Genomic DNA, 21,821 nt, shown 5'->3' on the forward strand with positions numbered 1-21,821 from the left:
CATTTTGATTTTTAACCGAAAACCATGTTTGGTAAAAACAGCACAACTTCTGGAAAGAATACTAATACTGCCAATAAAACAATAACAGCTCCTAAAAATAAAATTGATTCTTTTGTATATGTTTCAACTGGACATTGTAATATCGAACATGTTGTATACATTGTAACACCTATAGGTGGTGTCATTCCCCCCATAGTTACTAAAATCATAAATAAAATACCAAAATGAACTGGATCAAAACCTAAATTTGTTACAATAGGCAAGAAAATTGGTGTTAAAATCAATACATTTGCAGTTGCTTCCATAAACATACCTACCACAAAAACAAAAGCTAAAATAATAAATAATACAATATACGAATTTGATGATACATTAATTATTAAATCTGCTAATGTTTGAGGAACTCTTCCCGTAACCAATGCATAACCAAAAGCATTAGAGCAAATGATAATTAACATAATTACAGCTAAATCTACCGAAGTCTGTTTTAAAACCTCAATCATCTTTTTCATTGTCAATTCTTTGTAAACAAACACACCAATAATAAAGGCATATACTACAGCAAACGCACCTGCTTCAGATGGTGTGAAGATACCAAAACGAATCCCAACAATTAGTATAACAGGAAATAATAAGGCCCATATATTCTCTACTAAGCCTTTTAAAATTTCTAAAACCGTTGGTGATTTTTCCATTTCTCTAGCATATTTTCTCTTTCTAGAAATAATATTCACTGTAGTCATAAACACAATCGTCAATAAAACACCGGGTACGATTCCTGCTAAAAACAAACGACCTATAGATATTTCACCTGTGACCCCATATAAAATAAGACCAATACTTGGAGGTATTGTAGAGGTAATTAAACCACCCATAGCTAAGATAGCTGCAGTAAAGCCTTTAGAATACCCTCTTTTTCCCATATCCGGACCAAGGATACGACTTTCCATCGCAGCATCAGCTGTAGCAGAGCCTGAAATCCCACCCATCAACGTACTGAGAACCACAGAAACCTGAGCAAGACCACCATACATATGTCCCGTAAGTACTGTTGAAAACTTAATAAGTCTCTTAGTAATTCCAGTTTCATTCATTAAGTTTCCTGCAAGGACAAAGAAAGGGACTGCCAGTAATGAAAAGGATTGGGTACTACTTACCATTCTTTGAGCTACAATTTGAATAGGCACACCTTCACTAATAAAGAAAGAAAGAGTAGATATTCCAATTGCAAAGGCTACAGGCATCCCTATGGCCAATAGTATCACAAAGCTTATAGCTAAGATGATCATATGGTTTCCCCCCCTCCTTGGTTTTTCTGAATAATACCTTGATAATCATGTTTTATAATGTTGCCAATATATCCTATCAATCTTTTCATAACAGTGTATAACATCAGCAAACATCCAACAGGTGCACTAATGGTAACAAAGGAATAACTTATTGGTAATGTATTAAACGTTCTTTGAAAATTGATTATTGATAAATTTGTTCCATAATAAATAACAAATATCAAGAAAAACATAATCAATACACTATTAAATAAATAAATTGCATTTCGTATCGGAAGTGAAAACTTATTTGCCAATAAATCAACACCCATATGTCGTTTACGGCGCATGGCTAGGTCTGCTCCAATAAAGCAGACCCAGGAAAATGTCAGTTGGGCAAAGTCAACTGACCAAGACATATCTATACCAAACCATCTCAATGTAGCAGCCGTAAAAACGAGTAATATTAGTATTGAAAGACCTATACATACAGTTATTTCTTCAATACGTTGAATTTTCATGTCAAAACCTCGCTTTTAGTATTATCTTCCTAGTTCTTTATCAATTTTATCTTTAAGTTCTCTATATCCTAAATCATCGTAAGTTGATTCCGCAGCTGCTTTGAATGCATCAACATCAACATCTACAACTTCTATACCAGCATCAGTAATAGTTTGTAAAAATTCTCCATTCTTTTTAATAACAATATCAGAAGCATATTTACCTGCATTATAAGATTCTTCTGTAAGAATACTTTGATACTCTTCCGGTAACTTTTCAAACCAATTATTAGAAATCACAAGTCCAGTAAGCAATTGGAAATGACCTGTTTGAGAAAGGTAATCAGTAACTTCATAAATACTTGAACCTACTGCTGCAGAGTTGTGTACCTCAACACCTTCAATTACCTTCTGTTGAAGTGCTTGGTACGCCTCTGACCACGGAAGAACTGTAGTATTCGCTCCCATTGCCTCCAGGGACTTCGTTACTACATCAGAACCAGAACTTCTAATACGTAATCCATTCAAATCCTCTGGTTTAGTAACCGGTGACTTTGTAAAAAGGTTTCTACTACCTTGATAATAATTAAAAGATAGCACTTTAAATCCATATTCTTCAAATTCCCCTACTAAGTCTTTATATACTGAGGTTTTCATCAATTTTAAGGCACCTTCATAATCATTAGCTAAATAAGGTCCTCCTAGAATTCCAAAATCTTTAATATAATTGCTCATACGACCCGGATCTGTAATAATCCCAACACCAGCACCAACCTTGGCTTGTTCTAAAACATCTTCATCTGCACCGAGTTGCGAACCTGAGTATAGTTCCACTGTAATAGCTCCATCTGTTCTTTGTTCAACACTTTTTTTGAACACCTCAAGACCCTTATAAATAGGATCTGCCTCAGTCAATACTGTACCTACTTTAAGTACATAACTTTCTCCCTGTGCATCTTTTCCTGTTCCACTACAAGCTGCCAGTGAAATAAGTAAACCTAAAATCAAAATAGTTGCTAATAATTTTTGTTTCATTTTAAAGCCTCCTCTAGATTTTATACTAATATACTAACATATTAGTATGTTTTTGTCAAACATAAGAACATTCGATTTTGAACCTTACTTAAGGCATTAATCCAGCAAAAACTGTAAAGCTAGCTTTAGAGTATAAATACAATGTTGCATACTCCCTCATTAATAGAATCAGCAAACTAGTATATGTTTAATTATCATATTTTTTCAGCACAATAACAAAAAAAGTCTAATGCCATATATTATATACAAATTCAAATATTCAACCAAAAACAAATTAGAGACCAATTTTTCAGGTCTCTATTTGTAAGCTAATATTGTTATCCGGTAGTATTCTGCATCTACTTGAGTTAAGTAAACAGACATAATTATTTACTTAATAGCCTTAATCAGTATATAATGGCACTGTATTAGCACCATGTGGTATAATGTATACTAAATCTTCAGCTGATATTAACTGACTGACAAACTCATTAATGTCTTTAACCGGGTCCATGAAAGTTTCTTGAACAATACCTCTTTTCATACTACTATATAAATAAAGGGGATTTTTTCTTGCTACCCTGGCAATGGCAAAAGCCTTATGTCCACCAAGTTCAAATACCTTTTTGATCTTTTCTTCAAGATATTCTGGTTTCTCAGCCTCTAATAACCATTTTTCAAAAGTATCTTCACCCAGTGATTCCTTACACTCAGCTATTAACAAAATTGGTGCTCCTTCTTTTACACAATATGAAGCATTTTCAAGTGCCTTTTGAGCCTGATACATATTAATATCCTTGGGAAAACCACCAGTACTAACTATTACTGCATCTGCCAGTTTATCTATTTTAATAACAGAATTTTTCCTACACAACTCAACACCTTTTTCCCAGGCCTTTAGATAATGACCTACCACCAAGTCTACCGGTTCATTTTTGCTATCAACAATAACATTAGATATGAATTTCAAATTAGCCATTTTAGCTGCTTCTACTGCTGTCTGATGAAATTTATTGCCGGCCAGATTAGCAGTTTTAGCTTCAGGTAGTCTCATTAAAGAATGATGGGTTTCTATAGTCTCCCGGCCACAAACCCCTGGTAACAGTGATTTCCTGCCACCTGAATAACCAGCCATATAATGAGGAGCAATAACACCTATGGCACATAATAAATCTGCTTCCATAGCCAGCGGATTTACATAAAGAGGAATCCCTTCACTTAACTTGCCAGCATAAACCATTTCTTCTTCACATTTATGATTTTCCCAATGATAACGATCTATTATATCTTTACCTACAGTCTCTTCAACCTCTTTTGGGGTCATTGGCCGGTGCATACCAGTAGCAATTAAAAGGCTTATATTTTCATCAACTATCCCTGCTTCTTCCAGTTCTTCTAACATCGGTTTAAGGACAATATTATATGGCACCGGTCTGGTTATATCATTAATAATAATCACAATCTTTTCTGGCTTTTCCTGCTGAACTAGACTGGCTAAGGTCGGGGAATCAACCGGATTGGAAAAACTAGCCTTTATCTTCTGCTGCCAGTCAATTTTCCCCCTTTCCTCTGCCGTAGATTCCAATATTTTATATTTTTCTGGCAGATTAAGATTAAGTTGACCTGTCCCATATGCTATATTAATCTGTTTAACCATTGTAATTCTCCTCAGTTCCTAATTTTTAGATAAAATTTGTAATAATAACTATTCAAAAAAGTTTTAGCATTTCTCCTAATCTATATTTTTTGAATATCTACATTAATACTATACTATCAAGTAATCCATTAAAATTCAATCTTATTTACCTATACCTTGATCCTTTTTTTAATGCCCTTACCACAGGCAATTCTTCACCAGAAAGAAACCTGATGAGGGTTCCAATTAATCTTTTTCTTTATAAATAATATTTTATAGTGTGTGTTCAAAAAGGCATAAATAGGGGATTATATATCCCTGAACGAAGTTAAGGTGTTACCGTTGAGTGAAGGGATATATAATCCCCGACGGTATATACTGATACTTTTCGAACAGACTCTTATAACATATTCAAAAACAAAAAGAACCCTTAATTACCTTTAAAGGCAATAGGTTCCCTTAATCAATATATAAGATATTTAATTAAAAAACATGCCAAGCCCTCAGTTATATAGACTTAATTTGCCTTACTAAGGGCTTCTTCTATCCTTTCTTTATTAAATGGTTTAACAATAAAATCCTTGGCCCCACTTTTAATAGCGTCCAGAACCATTGTCTGCTGCCCCATAGCACTGCACATTATAATACTGGCAGTATCATCAATACTAATAATCTCTTTTAAGGCCTCCAGACCACTCATCTCAGGCATAGTAATATCCATAGTAACAATATCAGGCTGAAGATCAGCATATTTGGCAACAGCCTCTTCTCCATTTGTCGCTTCACCAATTACCTCATAGCCAATCTCTTCAATTAGATTCTTTAATGTCAGCCTCATAAACGCTGCATCATCTACTATTAATATCTTTTTAGCCAAGATAATCTCCCTCCCCTTAAATATAGTTGATTATATACCACTATACAAGCTAATAATGTGATTACAATCACTGTATTGTTAAATTTTATTTTTCATTACATTTTAATATAATTTAGTGGATTTACCGGCTGTCCATTAATCTGAATCTCAAAATGGAGATGAGGACCAGTAGAGTTTCCAGTATTACCAGATAGGGCAATAGCCTGTCTCCTCTCTACCCGCTGTCCACTACTTACAAGCAGTTTAGAGTTATGAGCATAAAGCGACCGAACCCCTCTTTCATGTTCTATAATAACTGTATTACCATAACCCGATGCCCAGCCACTATAAATAATCTTACCACTACGAGCCGCCCTTATCCTTGTCCCTGTATTAACTGCAAAGTCTATTCCTTCATGCATCCTACCCCATCTCATCCCAAAATATGAAGAAATACGGGCATCAATCGGTTTGATAAAATGCTGGCTCAGCCTTTCCTGATAGCCAAACTCTGGTTTAGCACCTGGCAGTAAAACCACCTTACCTGGTTTAACTAAATCAGGATTAGTTATACCATTAGCCTCAATAACTTCATCTAATGATACTGCAAAATCCCTGGTAATGGTCCAGAGGTTTTCACCTGGGTTTATCTTATAAAGTATGCCTTTAACAGGTAGAATAACCAGTACATCACCAACCTGTATCCTATTCATATTACTGATATCATTGGCACCAATTAAAGTGTCAATATCAATCCTATAGCTATTAGCAATTTCCCAGAGATTGTCACCCTTTTTAACACGATATTCCTCAACTCTATCAAAAAGAGTAAGTTTAACCTCATCTTTCCTAATGTTAGACGGCTTTAAAACATCAGTCATTTCCTGCCCATCTGTATCTGTCCTTAAAGAATCCAGGGCTTCAGGAGTCTCCGCATCACCCACAGATGTCAGCAGGTTTTTTTCTTCTTTTATTAAATCTATCTTCTCTGTTAATTCAAGTTGTTCTCCCTCAACATCCTGTTCTTCATCATTTGTTTGAACTATATCTGTATCAAATAACTTGTCCACCTCAACAGCATCATCAATTTGAATATCCTGTACTGGAAGACGCTTGGCTTCATTATCATAACCAGATATAAGGCTGTAATCTGGTAGTAACAATAGTAGACTAATTATAAAAACAGTTATTGTCAGCTTTTTCAATTAAGCCACCTCCATAAATATAAATAGTATAAATAATATAAATGCATGATTATTTTATCTTAACTATCCAATTAAATCAAGGACAAAAGTACTATTCCAGATAATATTTCTCTAAAAAATAGCGAAAACCCCGGTTTCCCGGGGTTTATAAAAAATATTTTTTTAAGATAGACTCAACTCTAACATGAACTCCAATGATTTTCCGGGCTTTAATTGATAGACCTTACCGTTTTCTAAAGCCGTAACAACCGAATCATAATATCCATTACTGGGTTCAAAGGCACAATTATAATCACCTTTAAAGCCACCTTCACTAACCCAGAAACCGAGATAGGGAAGCAGCTCTTTATTATAATTAATAGAAAACCTCACATCTTCTAAAGAATAATAAACACCACAACTACCCTCACTTACTTCCCCACAGACATAATATTTTTCATATTTATTGGCACTACTTAAAACCCTGTCCAGTCTATATTCATTACCATAGTTATCTACAGTCAATGGAAAAGAATGAATTTTACCTATTTCACCTAGATAATTACTTTCAAGTACGTTCTCCACCTTATCAGTCTGGGTAGGGAAATGTAGTCTCATCTCTTCACTGCAATTAATCAGACAGTGCATGGCCCACAGACAGGGTATTATTCCCTTGCCCTGATTAGTTATTTTATAACCCAGATGCAATTCATTGTCTTTAATACTTACTTTTTTTCGATATACATAGGGTAACAGCTGACTGCAGTATAAAAGCCCTACTGATTCCTTTTCTACCTTATAATCAAAGTCTGCTGTCCATATTTCACCATGATCAGGATATTCTATTTGTTTATTCTCATATTTGATATTACAGCTATCTATCGTAGGAAAACAGTCATCAAACCCTGAACAATCAAAAAGGGCAAAATCTTCACCTAATTCAGCCTGTTGATAATACCCCTGCTTATTTTGAAAAAGCAACTCAAAATCCTTTGCCTTATGATAATAGGAGGCTATCTTGCCCCCAATTGAAGGGAGCACCACAACACTAATACACTTATTAAACAGCTTAATGCCTTTTACTCCTTTAAAAACTATCTCTTCAATCATATTTTAACTCCTAAAACAGATTTATCCTGCTATTTCTTCAGAATATCAAGGTGAACTAAAACTCCCTGGTGATTAATATTTAGATTGCGAGCCTTTGATAAATGTTCCTCTGCTTTTTGATATTTACCCAACCCCAGCAGCCCAAGACCCATTAAATAATGGCAGTGTACTTTATTCTTCTGTTCTAAATCAGCATCAAAAACAAGAAAATCAGGTAAGGAAACAGCAAAATAGTCTATTTCTATCTTATCATCCAGGTGTGCTTTTCCATAGTCAAGTAATTTCTTGAACTTCCTGACTGCTCCAGTTTCATCACCTAGTTCCCTGAGAGCCAGTCCCTGGTAAAAAATCAAATCAGCTGGCTGGTCATTATAAAAGAACATATCTGAGGGTTCTTCCGGGCCCTGACTGGCCTTACTTAAATACTTTTCAGCCTGTTCCTTTTTACCAAGTCTTTGGTAACTTAACCCAAGATAATAATTAATATCATTTTCCTGAACAATAGGTAATTTCCCTTCACCAAGATTTACCGGGTACTCTTTGGCCTGTAACAACAAATTAACCGCCTGCTGATATTTCTCTTCCTTGACAGCCAGTCTGGCCAGCTGTAATAAGGAAAAAACATACTGGGCAGTAACCTTACCCTCACCACCTTCCCAGGGGTGAAATTTCCTTTTTTTCAGGAGTTCAAGTGCCTTCTGATATTTTCCTATATTATTATAAAGGGTAAGATATTCATTATATAAATCATCTCTTCCTTTAATTAAAGACATATTCTCTTCAAGGAAAGCAAGCCTTTCCCGATGATCAAGCTGTATTTTTTTATATAATTGATCAAGTTCAAAAAGGACCCTGGCATCAGTAGGATTTAGTTCAAAGGCTTTCTCCAGTGAAGTCCTGGCTTCAGCAGTTTTCCCTTCTTTATTATAATAGGCTAGAGCCAGATTACGGTGGACAGTAGGGAAGTCATTATCCTCTTCTCTGGCCTTTTCCCAAAGACTAATCGCCTTTTGATATTGCTTCTTATCATAATAGAGATTCCCCAGATAATAAGGTGCCCGCGGATCATGTTCATTAACTTCCATTGCCCTTTCCAGAACAAGGATCGAATTAACCCTATGGGGAAAACAATAATCAGGCTGAGCCTTTACTGCTAATTCATAATATCTCCAGCTCTTATCTTCTTGCTTAATTTGCTCACAATAATATCCTAAATAGTAGTAAATCATAGGGTAGACTTTTTCCTTGCTAGAAGACCTCTCAATTAATCTCTCCAGAAGGTCTACTGCCTCATTATAAAACCCTGCCTCTGCATAATCAATAGCTGTTTCCAGATAATTATGGTGGCTGTCCCGCATAATACAGGATAGTTTTTCTTTAACAGCCTGTGCTAACTCTTTACCCTTATTAAGAGAATTAATCAGATAAAGTTCATTGCGTACAAGAAAATCAAGTCTGTCTATTTTGAAAGTCTCCTGAGCAAAATCACGTGCTTCTTCCATTCTATTCTGCACACGAAGTATCATAGTCTTTAGATTACGGGCCTTGATATGGTGGTAGTTTTTAATAATAGACTTATCTACATATTTTAAAGCCTCACCATAATTACTTTTCAAACAGGCAATCTGTGCCAGGTTATAATACCCACTGGCCTGCCAGGCCTCATTCCAGACCGCTTGATAGAAGGCATCAAAGGCTTCATCCAGTTTACCCTGCATTTTAAGTGTTAAGCCTAAATTATAATAAGGTTCACCATAATACGGATTAGGATTTTTCCAGGTAAGTCTCTCAATTGCCTTTCTAAAATAAACCTCACTTTCAGCAAACATACCCCTTCTAAAAAGCATTCTTCCATAAGCATTATTAATCCGAATATCACCGGGGTCCCTTTTTAATCCCTCCAGGTAATAGGGATCAGGCTCATAGGTAGCATGTCGATACAATTCTATATGAAGGCCAGTCAAGAAAAGCCTTTCATTACTATCAATCTCTGCTGGTCTGGCCGCTGGTTTAGCTGGTTCCGGTACTTCTATTTCATTATCTCTATCTGTCTGGTAAGAGATAAGCAGATCCCCTCTATCTGTAATAACCTTTAATTCATATGAATCCTTAGTCCTGTTTTCATCAAAGTTAATTTCTTTTTTATAAACCTTTTCAGGCCCGGTAGTAACTATCTCTTTTACTAAGACATCATCACCTGAGTTTAACCTTATCTCTAGATTTTCATAGACAGAAGTAGTATAAACAGCTAGGCTGGCCTTAGCACCTGCAAACTCTAGATTTACTAAAACATCTTTATTCGCATTCTTTACTTCACCCAGTTGTTTATACGGCATAAAATACTGTTTAAAGGTCTTTTCTTCATAGGGTTGTAACCAGGTGAAATCAGGTTGATTATCTGTATATACCCCGGTCATTAATTCAATGTAAGGGCCATCTTCATCAGTAAGATTCCTGTACCAGGCCTGACCAAAATCCCCATTACCCCAGGTCCACTGTTTCTTACCAGGTGAAACATGATGGTCAGCTACATGTAAAATACCAGCTTCCCTCCCAAAATCATACCCTCCAACAAAATCATAATCAGAATGATAAGCCATATAAGAAGTAGGTACTGGTATGTTTTTATACATGGAAATATCAACACCATCAGAATAATCAACTTTATAATACTCTCCAGTAGCAATAGGAAAAGTAGAAACATCCCTTTTACCATGGTCAAAAACAGCATTAACATCTGGTGGAAAAATAGACTTATACTGATTATTAACCGCTACCGCTGGGTTAGCCCACCATAAAAAGCTCTGTGGTAGCGTAGTACCATTATAAAGCTGACCCGCTATTTCCAGATAGGCCTTATCTGGATAAAGGGTAATCCCAGCCATCCCTTTAGTTCCATACATCCTGTCAATTTCACTCAAATAAACAGTTTTACTACCATCTTCATTCTCAACCAGAGTATATTCCACTGGTGCAAAGGTGCGCGGCCTATGATGCTGTGGCCAGTTAAACTCAATCCCTCCAGATATCCAGGGACCTGTTAAACCTACCAAGGCAGGTTTAATAACCTGATTATAATAAACAAAATCATAGCCGTTTGTCTTATCATAAGCCCGCTGAATCCTTCCACCTATCTCCGGCATAATCATAATTTTTAGATAAGGGTTTTCCAGATACACTACCCGGTATTCCTTGCTTACCATTTCATCATAGATTTTTTCAGTAAATGGTAGTGGGTAAACCTTTCCTGAGCTCCCCTGATAAACCCTTTTTTCTAAAAACATTGGATTCTTATCAGCCTCTCCGACAGGGTAAGTAGGTATCTCAAGATCCTCTTCCCACATTTTTACATAGTCTTTTTTCATGATTTATATCCATTCCTTTCGCTGCGCTCAAGGCACAAAATGTTATGAAATTGTGTCTTTGAGCTATTTTGTTTTATAATAAAGTCATAGGGATATCAGTAAACTACAAATCACGAGGGGGTGAGTGGGCTGCTTCATTTATGAAGTGACCGAATGATTATATGTGTAGATTGCCTTTTCAAGCACAAATAAGTGTGCCACCGAGCACGAAACCTTATCTTTGTATAAACAATACTCGTTTATCGCTAGGCAATCAGTCAATGCTGTCCATCCCTATAATTCTTAAAAAACCTCTTGGTTTAGAAAGGAATCCCTATGGCTTTAAAAATCGTATACAAAATTTGTTGTGGCATCGATGTCCACAAAACTTTCGTGGTTGCTTGTATAGCTTCCACTAATTCTAAAGGTGTTACCACCTACAAGAGTCATCGCTTTTCTACCTACACAAAGGGTTTGAGAGAGCTGTTACAATGGCTACTTGATAATGACTGCAAGGATGTCTGCATGGAATCCACAGGGAAATACTGGATCCCTGTATTTAATGTTCTTGAAACTTCCTGCAATATTGTTCTTGCCCACCCTAAATATGTTAAAGCAATCCGTGGTAAAAAAACTGATAAGAAAGATGCAAAGTGGATTGCTGACCTGTTTAAACATGATCTTGTTGCTGGTAGTTTTATGCCACCTGCCCAAATCCGACAGCTACGTGATCTGATGCGTTATCGTTTCAAGTTGATCTGCTTTATGTCAAGTGAGAAGAATCGACTGCAGAACTGTCTTACCGTTTCTAACATTCAGTTAGGTAATATCGTTTCTGATACTTTTGGTAAAAGTTCACAAAGGATTATAGATAAGATTCTGGAAAATCCTCTTGATACTTCTTTTGATATTGAGCCCTTAATTCATGGTTCCATGAAGAAAAAACTTCCCGAATTGGAACTCGCCATTGACGGTTATATTACACCGGAACAGGCTGGTAAATTAAAGGTTATCAAACAGCATTATGAGGATTTAGAAACCCGGAAATCTGATCTAGAAGAACTTATTCTCAAACTTGCCAAGCCATACCAGCAAGAAATTGATCTTATTTTAACTGCCCCATCCTTTAAAAACATCTTCTCAGCTATTGGTGTAATTTCAGAGATAGGGGTCAATATGGATGTTTTTCCTACTGCTAAGCATCTTTGTTCTTGGGCTGGGCTTACTCCTACTAACAACGAAAGTGCAGGTAAGAAAAAATCAGTCCGGGTTTCTAAATCAGGATGTTACATTAAACCACTTCTTGTACAGTGTGCAACCGCTGTAGTTAAAAGTGAAAAACACCCTGAGATCCGCAACCGTTATCTCCGCTTAAAGAAACGGCGTGGACATAAGAAAGCAATTATTGCCATTGCAAGAATGCTTCTATCAGCATTATACAACATGTTGAAAAAAAAGGAACCCTATAATGCTGATTTATATAGAAAATCTGATGTTCTTCCAGTAGACCGTGAAATTACGGTAGAACAAGCAATTTTATTAGCTCGGCTTCAGGGTTATCGAATTAAGTCAACTGCATAACCATAACACCTTTAACTTCATTTTTTAAAAGTCATTATATGATGGCTTATTTTGCCATGCCCTCTAATTCTTTAAATGCTATCTATTATTTATTTCAACCTTCACCCCTCTTTTCAACTATTTACTTTAATATATAATGAACACAGCTCTATAGCAATGGAATTTAAAATAGAAAAGATGGACTATATTCTTATTATTATTGAAATTGTCTTGGTCTTTTTATATAATATAATTATGAAAAATATAAAAAAGAAAAGCGGGTTCCAAAATGAAAAAATCTTTGTTATACCAGAGAATATTATTAAAAAAACTTCCGATCATCCATTGTTAAAAAGCCTCTATGTAACAGATATTGGTTATTTCCCTCATGCACAATATCACTATAGGAAAAGGAAAGAAGGGAGCAAACAATATATTTTAATCTATTGTTCAAAAGGAAAGGGGATAATCACTATCAATGGACAAAAACGAAATATGGAAGAAAATACACTGCTGATCATTCCACCTTTTTTAGCACACATCTACAGCTCTGATAACAAAGAACCCTGGTATATCTACTGGTGTCATTTTAACGGCCAAACAGCTGGGCATTATTTGAATCCTAATAACAAAGACAGTTTAACCATTTCCAGTATAGAAGTTAATAAATCACCCCTTGTTACAGGTTTTTTTGACTCAATCTTTAATGTACTAAACAGTGGATACAGTATTAATAACCTTATTTATTCAGCACAGGCCTTTAACCATATTCTCGCTACTATCTTTTTTAAAGAGACAGGTCAAGAAGACCAAAACTATATTAATGAAACTATTAGCTATATGAAAGAAAACCTCAATAAAAAAATAAGCCTTGATAAACTGGCCAGCCAGAACAATCTATCAAAAAGCCAGTTCAATAAACTATTTAAAGAAAAAACCGGTTTTTCACCTATTGATTATTTCATTAGGTTAAAAATCCAGCAGGCCTGTAAATACCTGGATTTAACCGACTTACAGATAAAGGAAATTGCCACCAGACTTGCCTACAGTGACCCCTACTACTTTTCAAGGGTCTTCAAAAAAATCATGGGGATATCACCTAGAACTTATCGAAATATTAAAAAAGGGTAACATAATTTCTGCAAAATACATTTCTTAGACTTGAATAAAGCTAGCTAGTTTTAATAGACCAGACAAATATATTTACTGGACGACTCTAGAAATTTTCTGGAGGCATGGACGCCGGAAGAAAATTTCTAGACAGTAAGCGAAGGTAGGACACCACAGCACACGACAAGGGAAGTAAATATATTTGTCGGTCTTTAAAGTTATCTCAATCTCCAAAAATATAATTTCTGAGAAAAATAAATCGGCTTTAATTATCAATTTTCAAATAGTTTTTAATAGAAAAATCACTGCAACCTATCCACAGTGATTTTACAAAATCCTTTATATTATTTTACTCTTACAGATTACGCTGTTTTAATTTATCAAGATAGATAGCAATTAATAGTACTGCCCCCCTGACAACATATTGATAAAAAGTAGGGACATTTAATAGATTTAAGGCATTAGAAATCATACCCATAATCAGTACACCAACAATCACACCACTCATTGTAGCTATACCACCATTTAATGACACTCCACCAAGTACACAGGCTGAAATAACATCTAACTCCAGACCCTGGGCTGCATTTGGCTGCCCACTGGTCATACGGGAAGCCAGTATAACACCAGCAAAACCTGCCATAATTCCCTGCAAAGTAAAAATAGTTATCTTGGTAAAGTCTACATTAATACCTGCTAACCTGGCTGCTTTGGTATTACCACCAATCGCCAGTGTGTTTTTACCAAAAACCGTATTATTAAGTAATATCCCAAAGATAATAAAAGATATAATGATAATCCAGATCGGGGTCGGTATAGCAAAAATCATGCTATTACCCAGTTTAAAGAAACCTGCTTCCCTAATACCTACTGCCCTACCACCTGACAATATAAAAGCCATTCCCCTGAAAATCATCTGGGTAGCCAGGGTAACTATTAAGGCATTTAATCCCAGTTTAGCAATGGAAAAACCATTTATTATACCAACTATACCACCACCTATAATACCGGCAAAAATACCCAGCCATACATTCCCTGTAGCATTAATAATGACCGCAGCCATAACCCCTGAAAAAGCTACTGTCGAACTTACAGATAGGTCAAAATCACCACTGCCTAGAGCAAACATCATTGTATTGGCTATAATACCTATGGTTACTACTGAAAGTGCCAGTCCCACCATATTCCTCCAGGTGAAGAAATAGGGTACAAAGATAGACAGTAAAATAAACATTACCACAAAGATAACAATTATGCTATAATTATCATAAAAATATTTTAATGATAACTTTGATTTTACTCCACTATTATCCATATTATCAAATCTCCCTTGCCTTAAAAATTTTATTTCAGGAAACAGGCAGTGCCATGGAAAGTATCTTCTCTTCGGTTGCCTTTTCCCGGTCTAATGAACCAACAATCTCACCACTTCTCATGACAATAATCCTATCTGCAACACCCATCACTTCAGGCAATTCACTGGAAATAAAGACTACTGCTTTACCTTCACCGGCAAGCTGGTACATTATCTTATAGATTTCATATTTAGCCCCAACATCTATACCTCTTGTTGGTTCATCCATTAAAAAAACCTCAACATCTTCACTCAACCAGCGTGATAAAATCACCTTCTGCTGATTTCCTCCTGACAGATTCCCAGCTTGCTGCTCCCTTGATGGTGTTTTAATAGCCAGACTCTTAATAAAACTATCAGTTGTCTCTTTTTCTTTCTCCTTATCCAGAAAAAGGCCAGCCTTCAGACTGTGTCGCCTACAACTTACATTAATATTCTCACTAACAGAACGTATACCAATAATCCCTTCATCTTTTCTATCCTCTGGCAAAAGGCAGATACTATTTTTTATAGCAGTTTTAGGGTTATTAATTTCAACCCTCTCTCCATTTACTCTAATCTCACCTGATTCTACTGCTTCCTCACCATAAATCAGTTTAAAGAGTTCTGTTCTGCCAGCCCCAACTAGCCCAAAGAAACCAACCACTTCCCCAGCTGCCACTTCAAATTCAGCCTTTTTACTAATACCAGGGCCATATATACCTTTAACCTGAAAAATTGTTTCTCCCTTATCCCGGGGTTCATAACCATAGATATCTTTAATCTCACGACCCACCATCTTCTGAACCAGCAAGTCGTGGGTAACATTTTCCATATCTCTGTATGTTTCAATATGTTTTCCATCACGAAAAACAGTACAGGCATCACATAATTTAAAGATTTCTTCCATCCTATGAGATACATAAATAATTGCGCACCCTTGTTCTTTTAAATTATTAATAATTTGAAATAAATGTTTAACTTCCCTTTCTGATAGGGAACTTGTCGGTTCATCAAAAGCAATTATCCTGGCATTTTGTAATAAAGCCTTACCTATCTCAACCATCTGCCGCTGGCCGATAGACAGGTCTTTAAGTTTAGTGTCAGGGTCAAAATCCTCCATCAAACCCTCAATCTGCCGCCGGGCTTTTTTCATTAATTTATGATGGTCAACAAAACCCTTCTTATGTGGAAAATTACCGACCATCAGGTTCTCAGCTACTGTCATCTCTGGAACCAGGTTTAATTCCTGGTAGATAACGGCAATGCCTGTATCAAGGGCATCCCTGGTACCGCTAAAATTGCACTGTTTACCATCTATTATTATCTGTCCCTTGTTCGGTTGAAATGCTCCACTTAGGGTGTTTAAGAGGGTTGACTTGCCAGCACCATTTTCACCAACTAACCCATGTATGCTCCCACTATCAACCCCAAAAGAAACCTCATCCAGGGCCTTGACACCAGGGAAATTTTTCGTTATATTCTTAAACTCTAGATAATGACTCATAATACAACTCCTCTCTTCCAAATTAAAGAGAACAGGCCAGGCAGCAGTACTGCCCTGGCCCTATCTATCAAACTTAGTCCATTAGTTCTTCATAATTTCCTCTATGCATCAAAGTACCAGCAGTCCAGGTAACCTTTGGCGGTTCTTCCCCTTCAGCAATCCATTTATACATCAATTCAGCTGTTTCATAACCATGTTGTCTGGCACTTAATTTTACAGAGGCATAAAAACCGGTAGGTTCATTTTTTTCAAATTCATTAATAGCAAAATTAGAACCATTAATACCAATACCAATGACCTGATCAGCACCAAAACCCTGCCCCTCCAGGGCCCTTACTGCACCAATAACTGAAGAATCATTACCACCAGCAATAATCCATTTATCTACATCTGAATGCTTAGTAATAGTGATATTTGCAGCATTAAAAGAACCTTCAGTATCAAGAGTCTTCATTGGGCTTTCATATCTATTAGCTTCCGGGAAACCATTTTCCAGGAGCACATCTGTTGCACCATCAGTTCTCTCAGCAATAGTTGGTAATTGATTATAGGTCATTTCCAGATAACCCACCTCATCATAATCCCAACCCATCTCATTCATCTGTTCAACCAGGGTCTTACCCACTAACTTACCAATATTATAAGCGGAAATGCCCATATGGTGTACTTCTTCCATAGGCTGCTCATCTGAACCAACAAAACGGTCATCAACACTCATAAACTTTAAACCCTGCATATCTGCCCTAGCCTTAATGGCAGGACCCAGCTTAACATCAGGTGTACAGATAATAAAACCCTGAGCTCCCTGAGCAGCCAAATTATCAATAGCCGATAATACCTTTTCACCATCTGTTGCACCAATCTTTATTACCTCAAAACCATAATCATCTCCAGCCTCTTCAGCATATCTCCACTCATCCTGGAACCAGGCTTCTTCAGGTTGTTTTACTAAAAAACCAATTTTGACATCTGCAGCCCCGGCAATAGAAACCACACCCAAAACCATTACAACACTAAGCACAAACAATAATAATTTTTTCAAGTTTTTTCCTCCTCTAATTATTTTGTTTATTACGCGACAAAAAACTCCCTCTGAAACTAAGAACTCACTTTATGAAGTCACCCCCTTTAATACTTTAAATAACTCATAAATAAACCCTGCCTAGATAAGAATGCAAAAAGAGACCCTCTTTAACAAATAACCTGACCAGGTTATTGATAAAAAAGGGCCTCCTTGACCTCTTTAGCAATTTGTACCGACCATCAGTACAAATATAAGTATTTTATTTGTACAATAGTATACCAGAAATATAGTTAGATGTCAAATAATTTACACTAAAGTCAATAGTGGAAATATTATAAGATAAACCCCAAATTAAAGTTCAAACTGTTTATCTGCATCAATAATATCTCTGGCAATAATAACCATTTTTTTGTTCTGCTCATTGCTCCTTTTCTGTAGCAAGCGCATAGCCTCTGCCTCTTTTAAATCCATTCTATCCATCAGGATACCTTTGGCCTGTTCAATTAATTTGCGAGCTTTCAAGGCCTCCTCTGCATTATCCAGTTCATCCTGTAGTTTTTTAAATTCTGCAAAGCGGGCCCGGGCAATATCAATCGCCGGTCTTATATCATTAATACCTACAGGTTTGATTAGATACCCAAATACACCAGCCTCTGTTGCCCGATCAATCAATTTCTGATCATTATACCCGGTTATAATAATACAGGGAATTAAACACTGCTCATTGATCCTGCTAGCTGCTTCTATACCGTCCATAGAAGGCATATTAATGTCCAATAAAATCAAATCAGGCTTTTTCTCCAGGGCTAATTTAACTGCCCGTTTACCATCTAAAGCCTCCCCAACAACCCGATGACCGAGCTTTTCCAGATTAGATTTCAAGCCCATTAATATGACTGACTCATCCTCAGCTATTAAAACATTTAATGATTTATCCATAAATCACACCCCTTTAAAACGGTATACTGATATCCACCTGGGTACCATTAATAGATGACAACTTTATATCACCCCGAAACTGATGTTTTACAATGGAAAAAACTATAGATAAACCAAGACTATCTAATTCATCCATCTTAAAATCAGCTGGTAACCCCTTCCCATTATCTTTAACTATCAGTTTAATCCTATCCCTGCTTTTACAGCATAATATCTTAATTTCCCCCTGGTTGTTTTCTGAAAAGGCATGTTCAAGGCAGTTGCTAACTAATTCATTAATAACCAGGGCAATAGCAGAGGCCTTATCATAAGAAATAAAAATATCATCAAGTTCCAGTATCATCTTAACCCTATTAGTATTTAAAAACTCAATAATAACATTAACTATCTCTTTGACATTAATTATACTCCTCCCTAATTCATCTTTTGACAGAAGGTCATGTACAGAAGCTATACTCTTAATACGAAAGATAATATTATTTAAAATATCACTTATATCCCTTGATGGATGCTTACCCATAAAATCCTTCTGCAGGGTAATCAAACTTATAATATACTGCAGATTGTTTTTGATCCTATGGTGACTCTCCTGCAAAAGGGCTGACCTGCCCATCAGTCTGGTATCTTCAATAGCAATAGCAGCCTGTCTGGCCAGGGTTGATAGATAAATAGCCTCTTTCTCAGAATAATTGTATTCTTTTCTATAGGAAACCTGAATTATTCCAGTTACATGTGATCGTATCAAAACCGGGGCCACCACAATCGTCTTTACTCCATTAACCTCTTTAAAGAGTTTGAAAAAGTCTTCATCATGCTGAAAGGCATAAAAGATCTCATCATTCCTGGTAAGCTGAAAGATTACTTCTTCTTTCAGCTCGGCAAATAAATTATTATCAGTACTATAATCAACTGTATCTATGATTGTATTAGTCTTTTCATCGAGCAATTTGATTGTACAAGCATCAGCTTTCATAAAATCTGTAGTATATTCAGCCAGTAATTTTAATACATCTTTCAACTCATATTTGGAAGTCAGAAATTCTGTAGCTTTAAAAACTGTATTTAAAATCTTCTTGGTCTCATTCTCTACCTCTACACCACCACTGTCCCTATTATATAATTCATTACCCAGCATCATATTAACCAGTCTCTCAGGTGCTGTTCTGGCCTCTTCCTCTGATACAGTACCCAGAATTTCACCCTGAAACATCACTGATACATGGTCGGCAACCTTTAAGGCATCCTTCCATTGCTTAGTTATATAGATAATACTACCACCCTCATTTTTATACTGGTAGATATTATTATACAGCCTCTGTATTGATTTAACTCCCAGGCAATCTGTTGGCTCATGCATAATTACTATCTCCGGCTTATTAAAAAAAGCCCTGACAATAGAAAGGTTCTTTTTCTCTTCGGCCGATAATTTACCCACCCTCATATTATAGTTAAAATCCAGTTCCATAATATCAAGGGCCTGGTGGCAGTTATTCTTTACACCCTGAAAATTTATAAAGGGCAACAGTCCACACCTGGGATATCTGTTCAATGAAATATTCTCTGCCACAGTAAGTTCATCTACTAATGAAGGTGTATCAAAAATAAATTCTATCCCCTTATTCCGCAAAAGAGATATCTTAAAATCAAGCGGTTTTCCCTTAAAAAAAATATCCCCTTTGACATCAACTAAACCAGCAATAGCCTCTATCAAGGTCTTTTTTCCGGACCCCCCCAGACCTACAACAGCATGAACCTCCCCAGGAAAAAGATTCAGGTTAATATCGTTAAGGTTAAAACCATCAAGGTTAACGGTAGTTAAACCCTGTATCTCCAGTAGAAAATCTTCCATAACATAACACTCTCTTCCCCTTAACAGCCATAAATAGATATACTGTTTAAAATAGTCTGTTTTTTGTTGTCATATCTATATTATTTCTAGCTAAAAACACATGTCCCTGCAATTTTTTCATAATTTTTCTATACCCTTTCCCTATATATTCTATTCCCTTCCTCTTATTTTATTAATTATCTCTCAACTTAGTTTTTTTAATAAATTAACTAAGAATATTATACTAAATCTTAATTATTTTTGTCAACTAAAATTCATATCGTAGATAGATATCTATTAAAGTGTGCATTCGAAAAGTAATAAATAGGGTAATAAATAGGGGATTATATATCCCTAAGCAAAGTTAAGGTGTTACCGTTGAGTGAAGGGATAGATAATCCCCTCCGGGTATAATACTGATACTTTTCGAACAGACTCTTAAAATAGCTTTTTTATAAAAAAGATTATTTGCAATTATATTTTATATGATTATATTAATTTCCTTGTTGAATTTCTTATTACTAATCTTGTATCCAGAATTTTTGCTTCTTTTTTGTTTGTTTTCCCTTTTATTTCATTAATTAAAATCTGGGCAGCTAATTCACCTGTACTATATTTGGGTTGATGAATTGTCGTTAAACCAGGCCGTATTAATTTGCTTATATCAATATTATCATGCCCAATTACTGAAATATCTTCCGGTATATTTAGGCCATTATCTAAGATAGCCTCATATGCCCCTAAAGCCATAAGGTCATTAGAGGTAAAGATTGACGTAGGTTTATCATCCAGGGAAAGTATTTTAAGCATTTGTTTAAAGCCTGATTCCCTACTATAATCCCCTTCTAAAACCCATTTTTCATTATATCTTAAATCAGCAGATAATATCGCCCTCTTAAAACCCAGCAACCTGTTTTTAGCAGAACTAGTTTTTAAATCACCAGTAATATGCCCGATTTTTTTATGTCCTAACTGTATTAAATGTTCTGTAGCTGTAACAGCTGATTTAATATTGTCTATTGAAACAGAAGATATTTTATAACTACTTATATTGTCAGCTATCTGAACTACCGGTAATACCCCTTGCTCCAATTCTTTCAACAATTCCTTATCACTTAAAGATAAAAAAATTACTATTCCATCTACACGTTTATTTCTTAATAAATTAATTGCCTGTCTTTCTTCATCTCTGTTATTATCCGTATCACACAAAATAACTGAATATCCCTGTCTTTTGGCAGTATGTTCAACTCCTCTGGCAACTTCTGGAAAAAACGGATTACTAATATCAGGTACAATTAATCCTATAGTATTGGTTTTATTCAACACTAACCCCCTGGCAACACCATTGGGGTTATAACCCATTTTATCTATTATCTTTTTGATCTTTTTCTTGGTTTCAATATTAACATCTGGTTTATCATTTAAAACCCGAGAAACAGTTGTAACTGATACTCCAGCCTCTTTAGCAATATCTTTTATAGTAACCCTCATAAATTATATAACCTCCAAACATGAAAGTTTATCAATATTTCAAACTCCTTTATTAATCTCCTAATATGTTTAACTACAAAGCAAGTTAATAAAATGATATTGATAGACACTGAC

General features: G+C 35.7%; 16 protein-coding genes. 2 read left to right on the forward strand and 14 right to left on the reverse strand.

Going from position 1 to position 21,821, the window contains the following annotated elements:
• Positions 1-11 precede the first annotated feature (11 nt).
• The 8 genes from D7D81_RS01320 to D7D81_RS01355 form a co-directional block, all read right to left on the reverse strand.
• Positions 12-1,289, reverse strand: a complete 1,278-nt coding sequence (locus tag D7D81_RS01320) for a TRAP transporter large permease (protein ID WP_125986576.1) — start codon at positions 1,287-1,289, stop codon at positions 12-14.
• Complete coding sequence (locus D7D81_RS01325) at positions 1,286-1,789, reverse strand: TRAP transporter small permease (RefSeq protein WP_125986578.1); 504 nt, start codon at positions 1,787-1,789, stop codon at positions 1,286-1,288. The genes D7D81_RS01320 and D7D81_RS01325 overlap by 4 nt, the downstream gene beginning before the upstream one ends.
• Before the next feature lie 21 nt (positions 1,790-1,810).
• Positions 1,811-2,803: a C4-dicarboxylate TRAP transporter substrate-binding protein gene (locus tag D7D81_RS01330; RefSeq protein ID WP_125986580.1), complete on the reverse strand. Its 993-nt coding sequence runs from the start codon at positions 2,801-2,803 to the stop codon at positions 1,811-1,813.
• A gap of 382 nt (positions 2,804-3,185) precedes the next feature.
• A complete protein-coding gene (locus D7D81_RS01335; protein WP_125986582.1) occupies positions 3,186-4,439 on the reverse strand; it encodes a nickel-dependent lactate racemase family protein in 1,254 nt (417 codons plus the stop codon).
• Positions 4,440-4,935: 496 nt separating this feature from the next.
• Complete coding sequence (locus D7D81_RS01340; RefSeq protein ID WP_125986584.1) at positions 4,936-5,295, reverse strand: response regulator; 360 nt, start codon at positions 5,293-5,295, stop codon at positions 4,936-4,938.
• Between the two features lie 95 nt (positions 5,296-5,390).
• The gene (locus tag D7D81_RS01345) at positions 5,391-6,479 is read right to left on the reverse strand and encodes a M23 family metallopeptidase (RefSeq protein WP_125986586.1); all 1,089 of its coding nucleotides are present in this window, start codon (positions 6,477-6,479) and stop codon (positions 5,391-5,393) included.
• 162 nt (positions 6,480-6,641) lie between these two features.
• Positions 6,642-7,568 (reverse strand): aldose epimerase family protein, encoded by a 927-nt coding sequence (locus tag D7D81_RS01350; protein ID WP_125986588.1) that lies wholly within the window; start codon positions 7,566-7,568, stop codon positions 6,642-6,644.
• 29 nt (positions 7,569-7,597) lie between these two features.
• A complete protein-coding gene (locus D7D81_RS01355) occupies positions 7,598-10,933 on the reverse strand; it encodes a DUF5107 domain-containing protein (protein ID WP_125986590.1) in 3,336 nt (1,111 codons plus the stop codon).
• Between the two features lie 315 nt (positions 10,934-11,248).
• Between D7D81_RS01355 and D7D81_RS01360 the strand changes: the two genes are divergently transcribed.
• Both D7D81_RS01360 and D7D81_RS01365 read left to right on the forward strand, forming a co-directional pair.
• Positions 11,249-12,493: an IS110 family RNA-guided transposase gene (locus tag D7D81_RS01360; protein ID WP_125986592.1), complete on the forward strand. Its 1,245-nt coding sequence runs from the start codon at positions 11,249-11,251 to the stop codon at positions 12,491-12,493.
• 156 nt (positions 12,494-12,649) lie between these two features.
• Positions 12,650-13,603, forward strand: a complete 954-nt coding sequence (locus tag D7D81_RS01365; RefSeq protein ID WP_205739303.1) for an AraC family transcriptional regulator — start codon at positions 12,650-12,652, stop codon at positions 13,601-13,603.
• 334 nt (positions 13,604-13,937) lie between these two features.
• On the opposite strand, the gene araH is transcribed toward D7D81_RS01365, so the two are convergent.
• From araH to D7D81_RS01395, 6 genes are all read right to left on the reverse strand, one after another.
• On the reverse strand, positions 13,938-14,897 hold the full coding sequence (araH, locus tag D7D81_RS01370; RefSeq protein WP_125986596.1) for an L-arabinose ABC transporter permease AraH: 960 nt from the start codon (positions 14,895-14,897) through the stop codon (positions 13,938-13,940).
• 34 nt (positions 14,898-14,931) lie between these two features.
• Positions 14,932-16,422, reverse strand: a complete 1,491-nt coding sequence (gene araG / locus D7D81_RS01375) for an L-arabinose ABC transporter ATP-binding protein AraG (RefSeq protein ID WP_125986598.1) — start codon at positions 16,420-16,422, stop codon at positions 14,932-14,934.
• A 73-nt stretch (positions 16,423-16,495) separates the two neighbouring features.
• Positions 16,496-17,428, reverse strand: coding sequence for an arabinose ABC transporter substrate-binding protein (locus tag D7D81_RS01380; protein ID WP_164522359.1), 933 nt, complete (start codon positions 17,426-17,428; stop codon positions 16,496-16,498).
• 369 nt (positions 17,429-17,797) lie between these two features.
• The gene (locus D7D81_RS01385) at positions 17,798-18,385 is read right to left on the reverse strand and encodes an ANTAR domain-containing response regulator (RefSeq protein ID WP_125986602.1); all 588 of its coding nucleotides are present in this window, start codon (positions 18,383-18,385) and stop codon (positions 17,798-17,800) included.
• A gap of 13 nt (positions 18,386-18,398) precedes the next feature.
• Positions 18,399-20,234, reverse strand: coding sequence for an ATP-binding cassette domain-containing protein (locus tag D7D81_RS01390; RefSeq protein WP_125986604.1), 1,836 nt, complete (start codon positions 20,232-20,234; stop codon positions 18,399-18,401).
• A gap of 468 nt (positions 20,235-20,702) precedes the next feature.
• Entirely contained in the window at positions 20,703-21,707 is a 1,005-nt protein-coding gene (locus tag D7D81_RS01395) for a LacI family DNA-binding transcriptional regulator (protein ID WP_125986606.1), read from the reverse strand.
• Positions 21,708-21,821: the final 114 nt, after the last annotated feature.

The organism is Halocella sp. SP3-1 (genome assembly GCF_003953885.1).
Lineage (GTDB): Bacteria > Bacillota > Halanaerobiia > Halanaerobiales > DTU029 > Iocasia > Iocasia fonsfrigidae.

What these genes read in the sequence shown, in the direction of transcription:
- D7D81_RS01395 (WP_125986606.1), bottom strand. Translation starts at nt 21,707, where the DNA reads ATGAGGGTTACTATAAAAGATATTGCTAAAGAGGCTGGAGTATCAGTT.
- araH (WP_125986596.1), bottom strand. Translation starts at nt 14,897, where the DNA reads ATGGATAATAGTGGAGTAAAATCAAAGTTATCATTAAAATATTTTTAT.
- D7D81_RS01365 (WP_205739303.1), top strand. Translation starts at nt 12,650, where the DNA reads ATGGAATTTAAAATAGAAAAGATGGACTATATTCTTATTATTATTGAA.
- D7D81_RS01355 (WP_125986590.1), bottom strand. Translation starts at nt 10,933, where the DNA reads ATGAAAAAAGACTATGTAAAAATGTGGGAAGAGGATCTTGAGATACCT.
- D7D81_RS01325 (WP_125986578.1), bottom strand. Translation starts at nt 1,789, where the DNA reads ATGAAAATTCAACGTATTGAAGAAATAACTGTATGTATAGGTCTTTCA.
- D7D81_RS01350 (WP_125986588.1), bottom strand. Translation starts at nt 7,568, where the DNA reads ATGATTGAAGAGATAGTTTTTAAAGGAGTAAAAGGCATTAAGCTGTTT.
- D7D81_RS01330 (WP_125986580.1), bottom strand. Translation starts at nt 2,803, where the DNA reads ATGAAACAAAAATTATTAGCAACTATTTTGATTTTAGGTTTACTTATT.
- D7D81_RS01320 (WP_125986576.1), bottom strand. Translation starts at nt 1,289, where the DNA reads ATGATCATCTTAGCTATAAGCTTTGTGATACTATTGGCCATAGGGATG.
- araG (WP_125986598.1), bottom strand. Translation starts at nt 16,422, where the DNA reads ATGAGTCATTATCTAGAGTTTAAGAATATAACGAAAAATTTCCCTGGT.
- D7D81_RS01360 (WP_125986592.1), top strand. Translation starts at nt 11,249, where the DNA reads ATGGCTTTAAAAATCGTATACAAAATTTGTTGTGGCATCGATGTCCAC.
- D7D81_RS01390 (WP_125986604.1), bottom strand. Translation starts at nt 20,234, where the DNA reads ATGGAAGATTTTCTACTGGAGATACAGGGTTTAACTACCGTTAACCTT.
- D7D81_RS01385 (WP_125986602.1), bottom strand. Translation starts at nt 18,385, where the DNA reads ATGGATAAATCATTAAATGTTTTAATAGCTGAGGATGAGTCAGTCATA.
- D7D81_RS01380 (WP_164522359.1), bottom strand. Translation starts at nt 17,428, where the DNA reads ATGGTTTTGGGTGTGGTTTCTATTGCCGGGGCTGCAGATGTCAAAATT.
- D7D81_RS01335 (WP_125986582.1), bottom strand. Translation starts at nt 4,439, where the DNA reads ATGGTTAAACAGATTAATATAGCATATGGGACAGGTCAACTTAATCTT.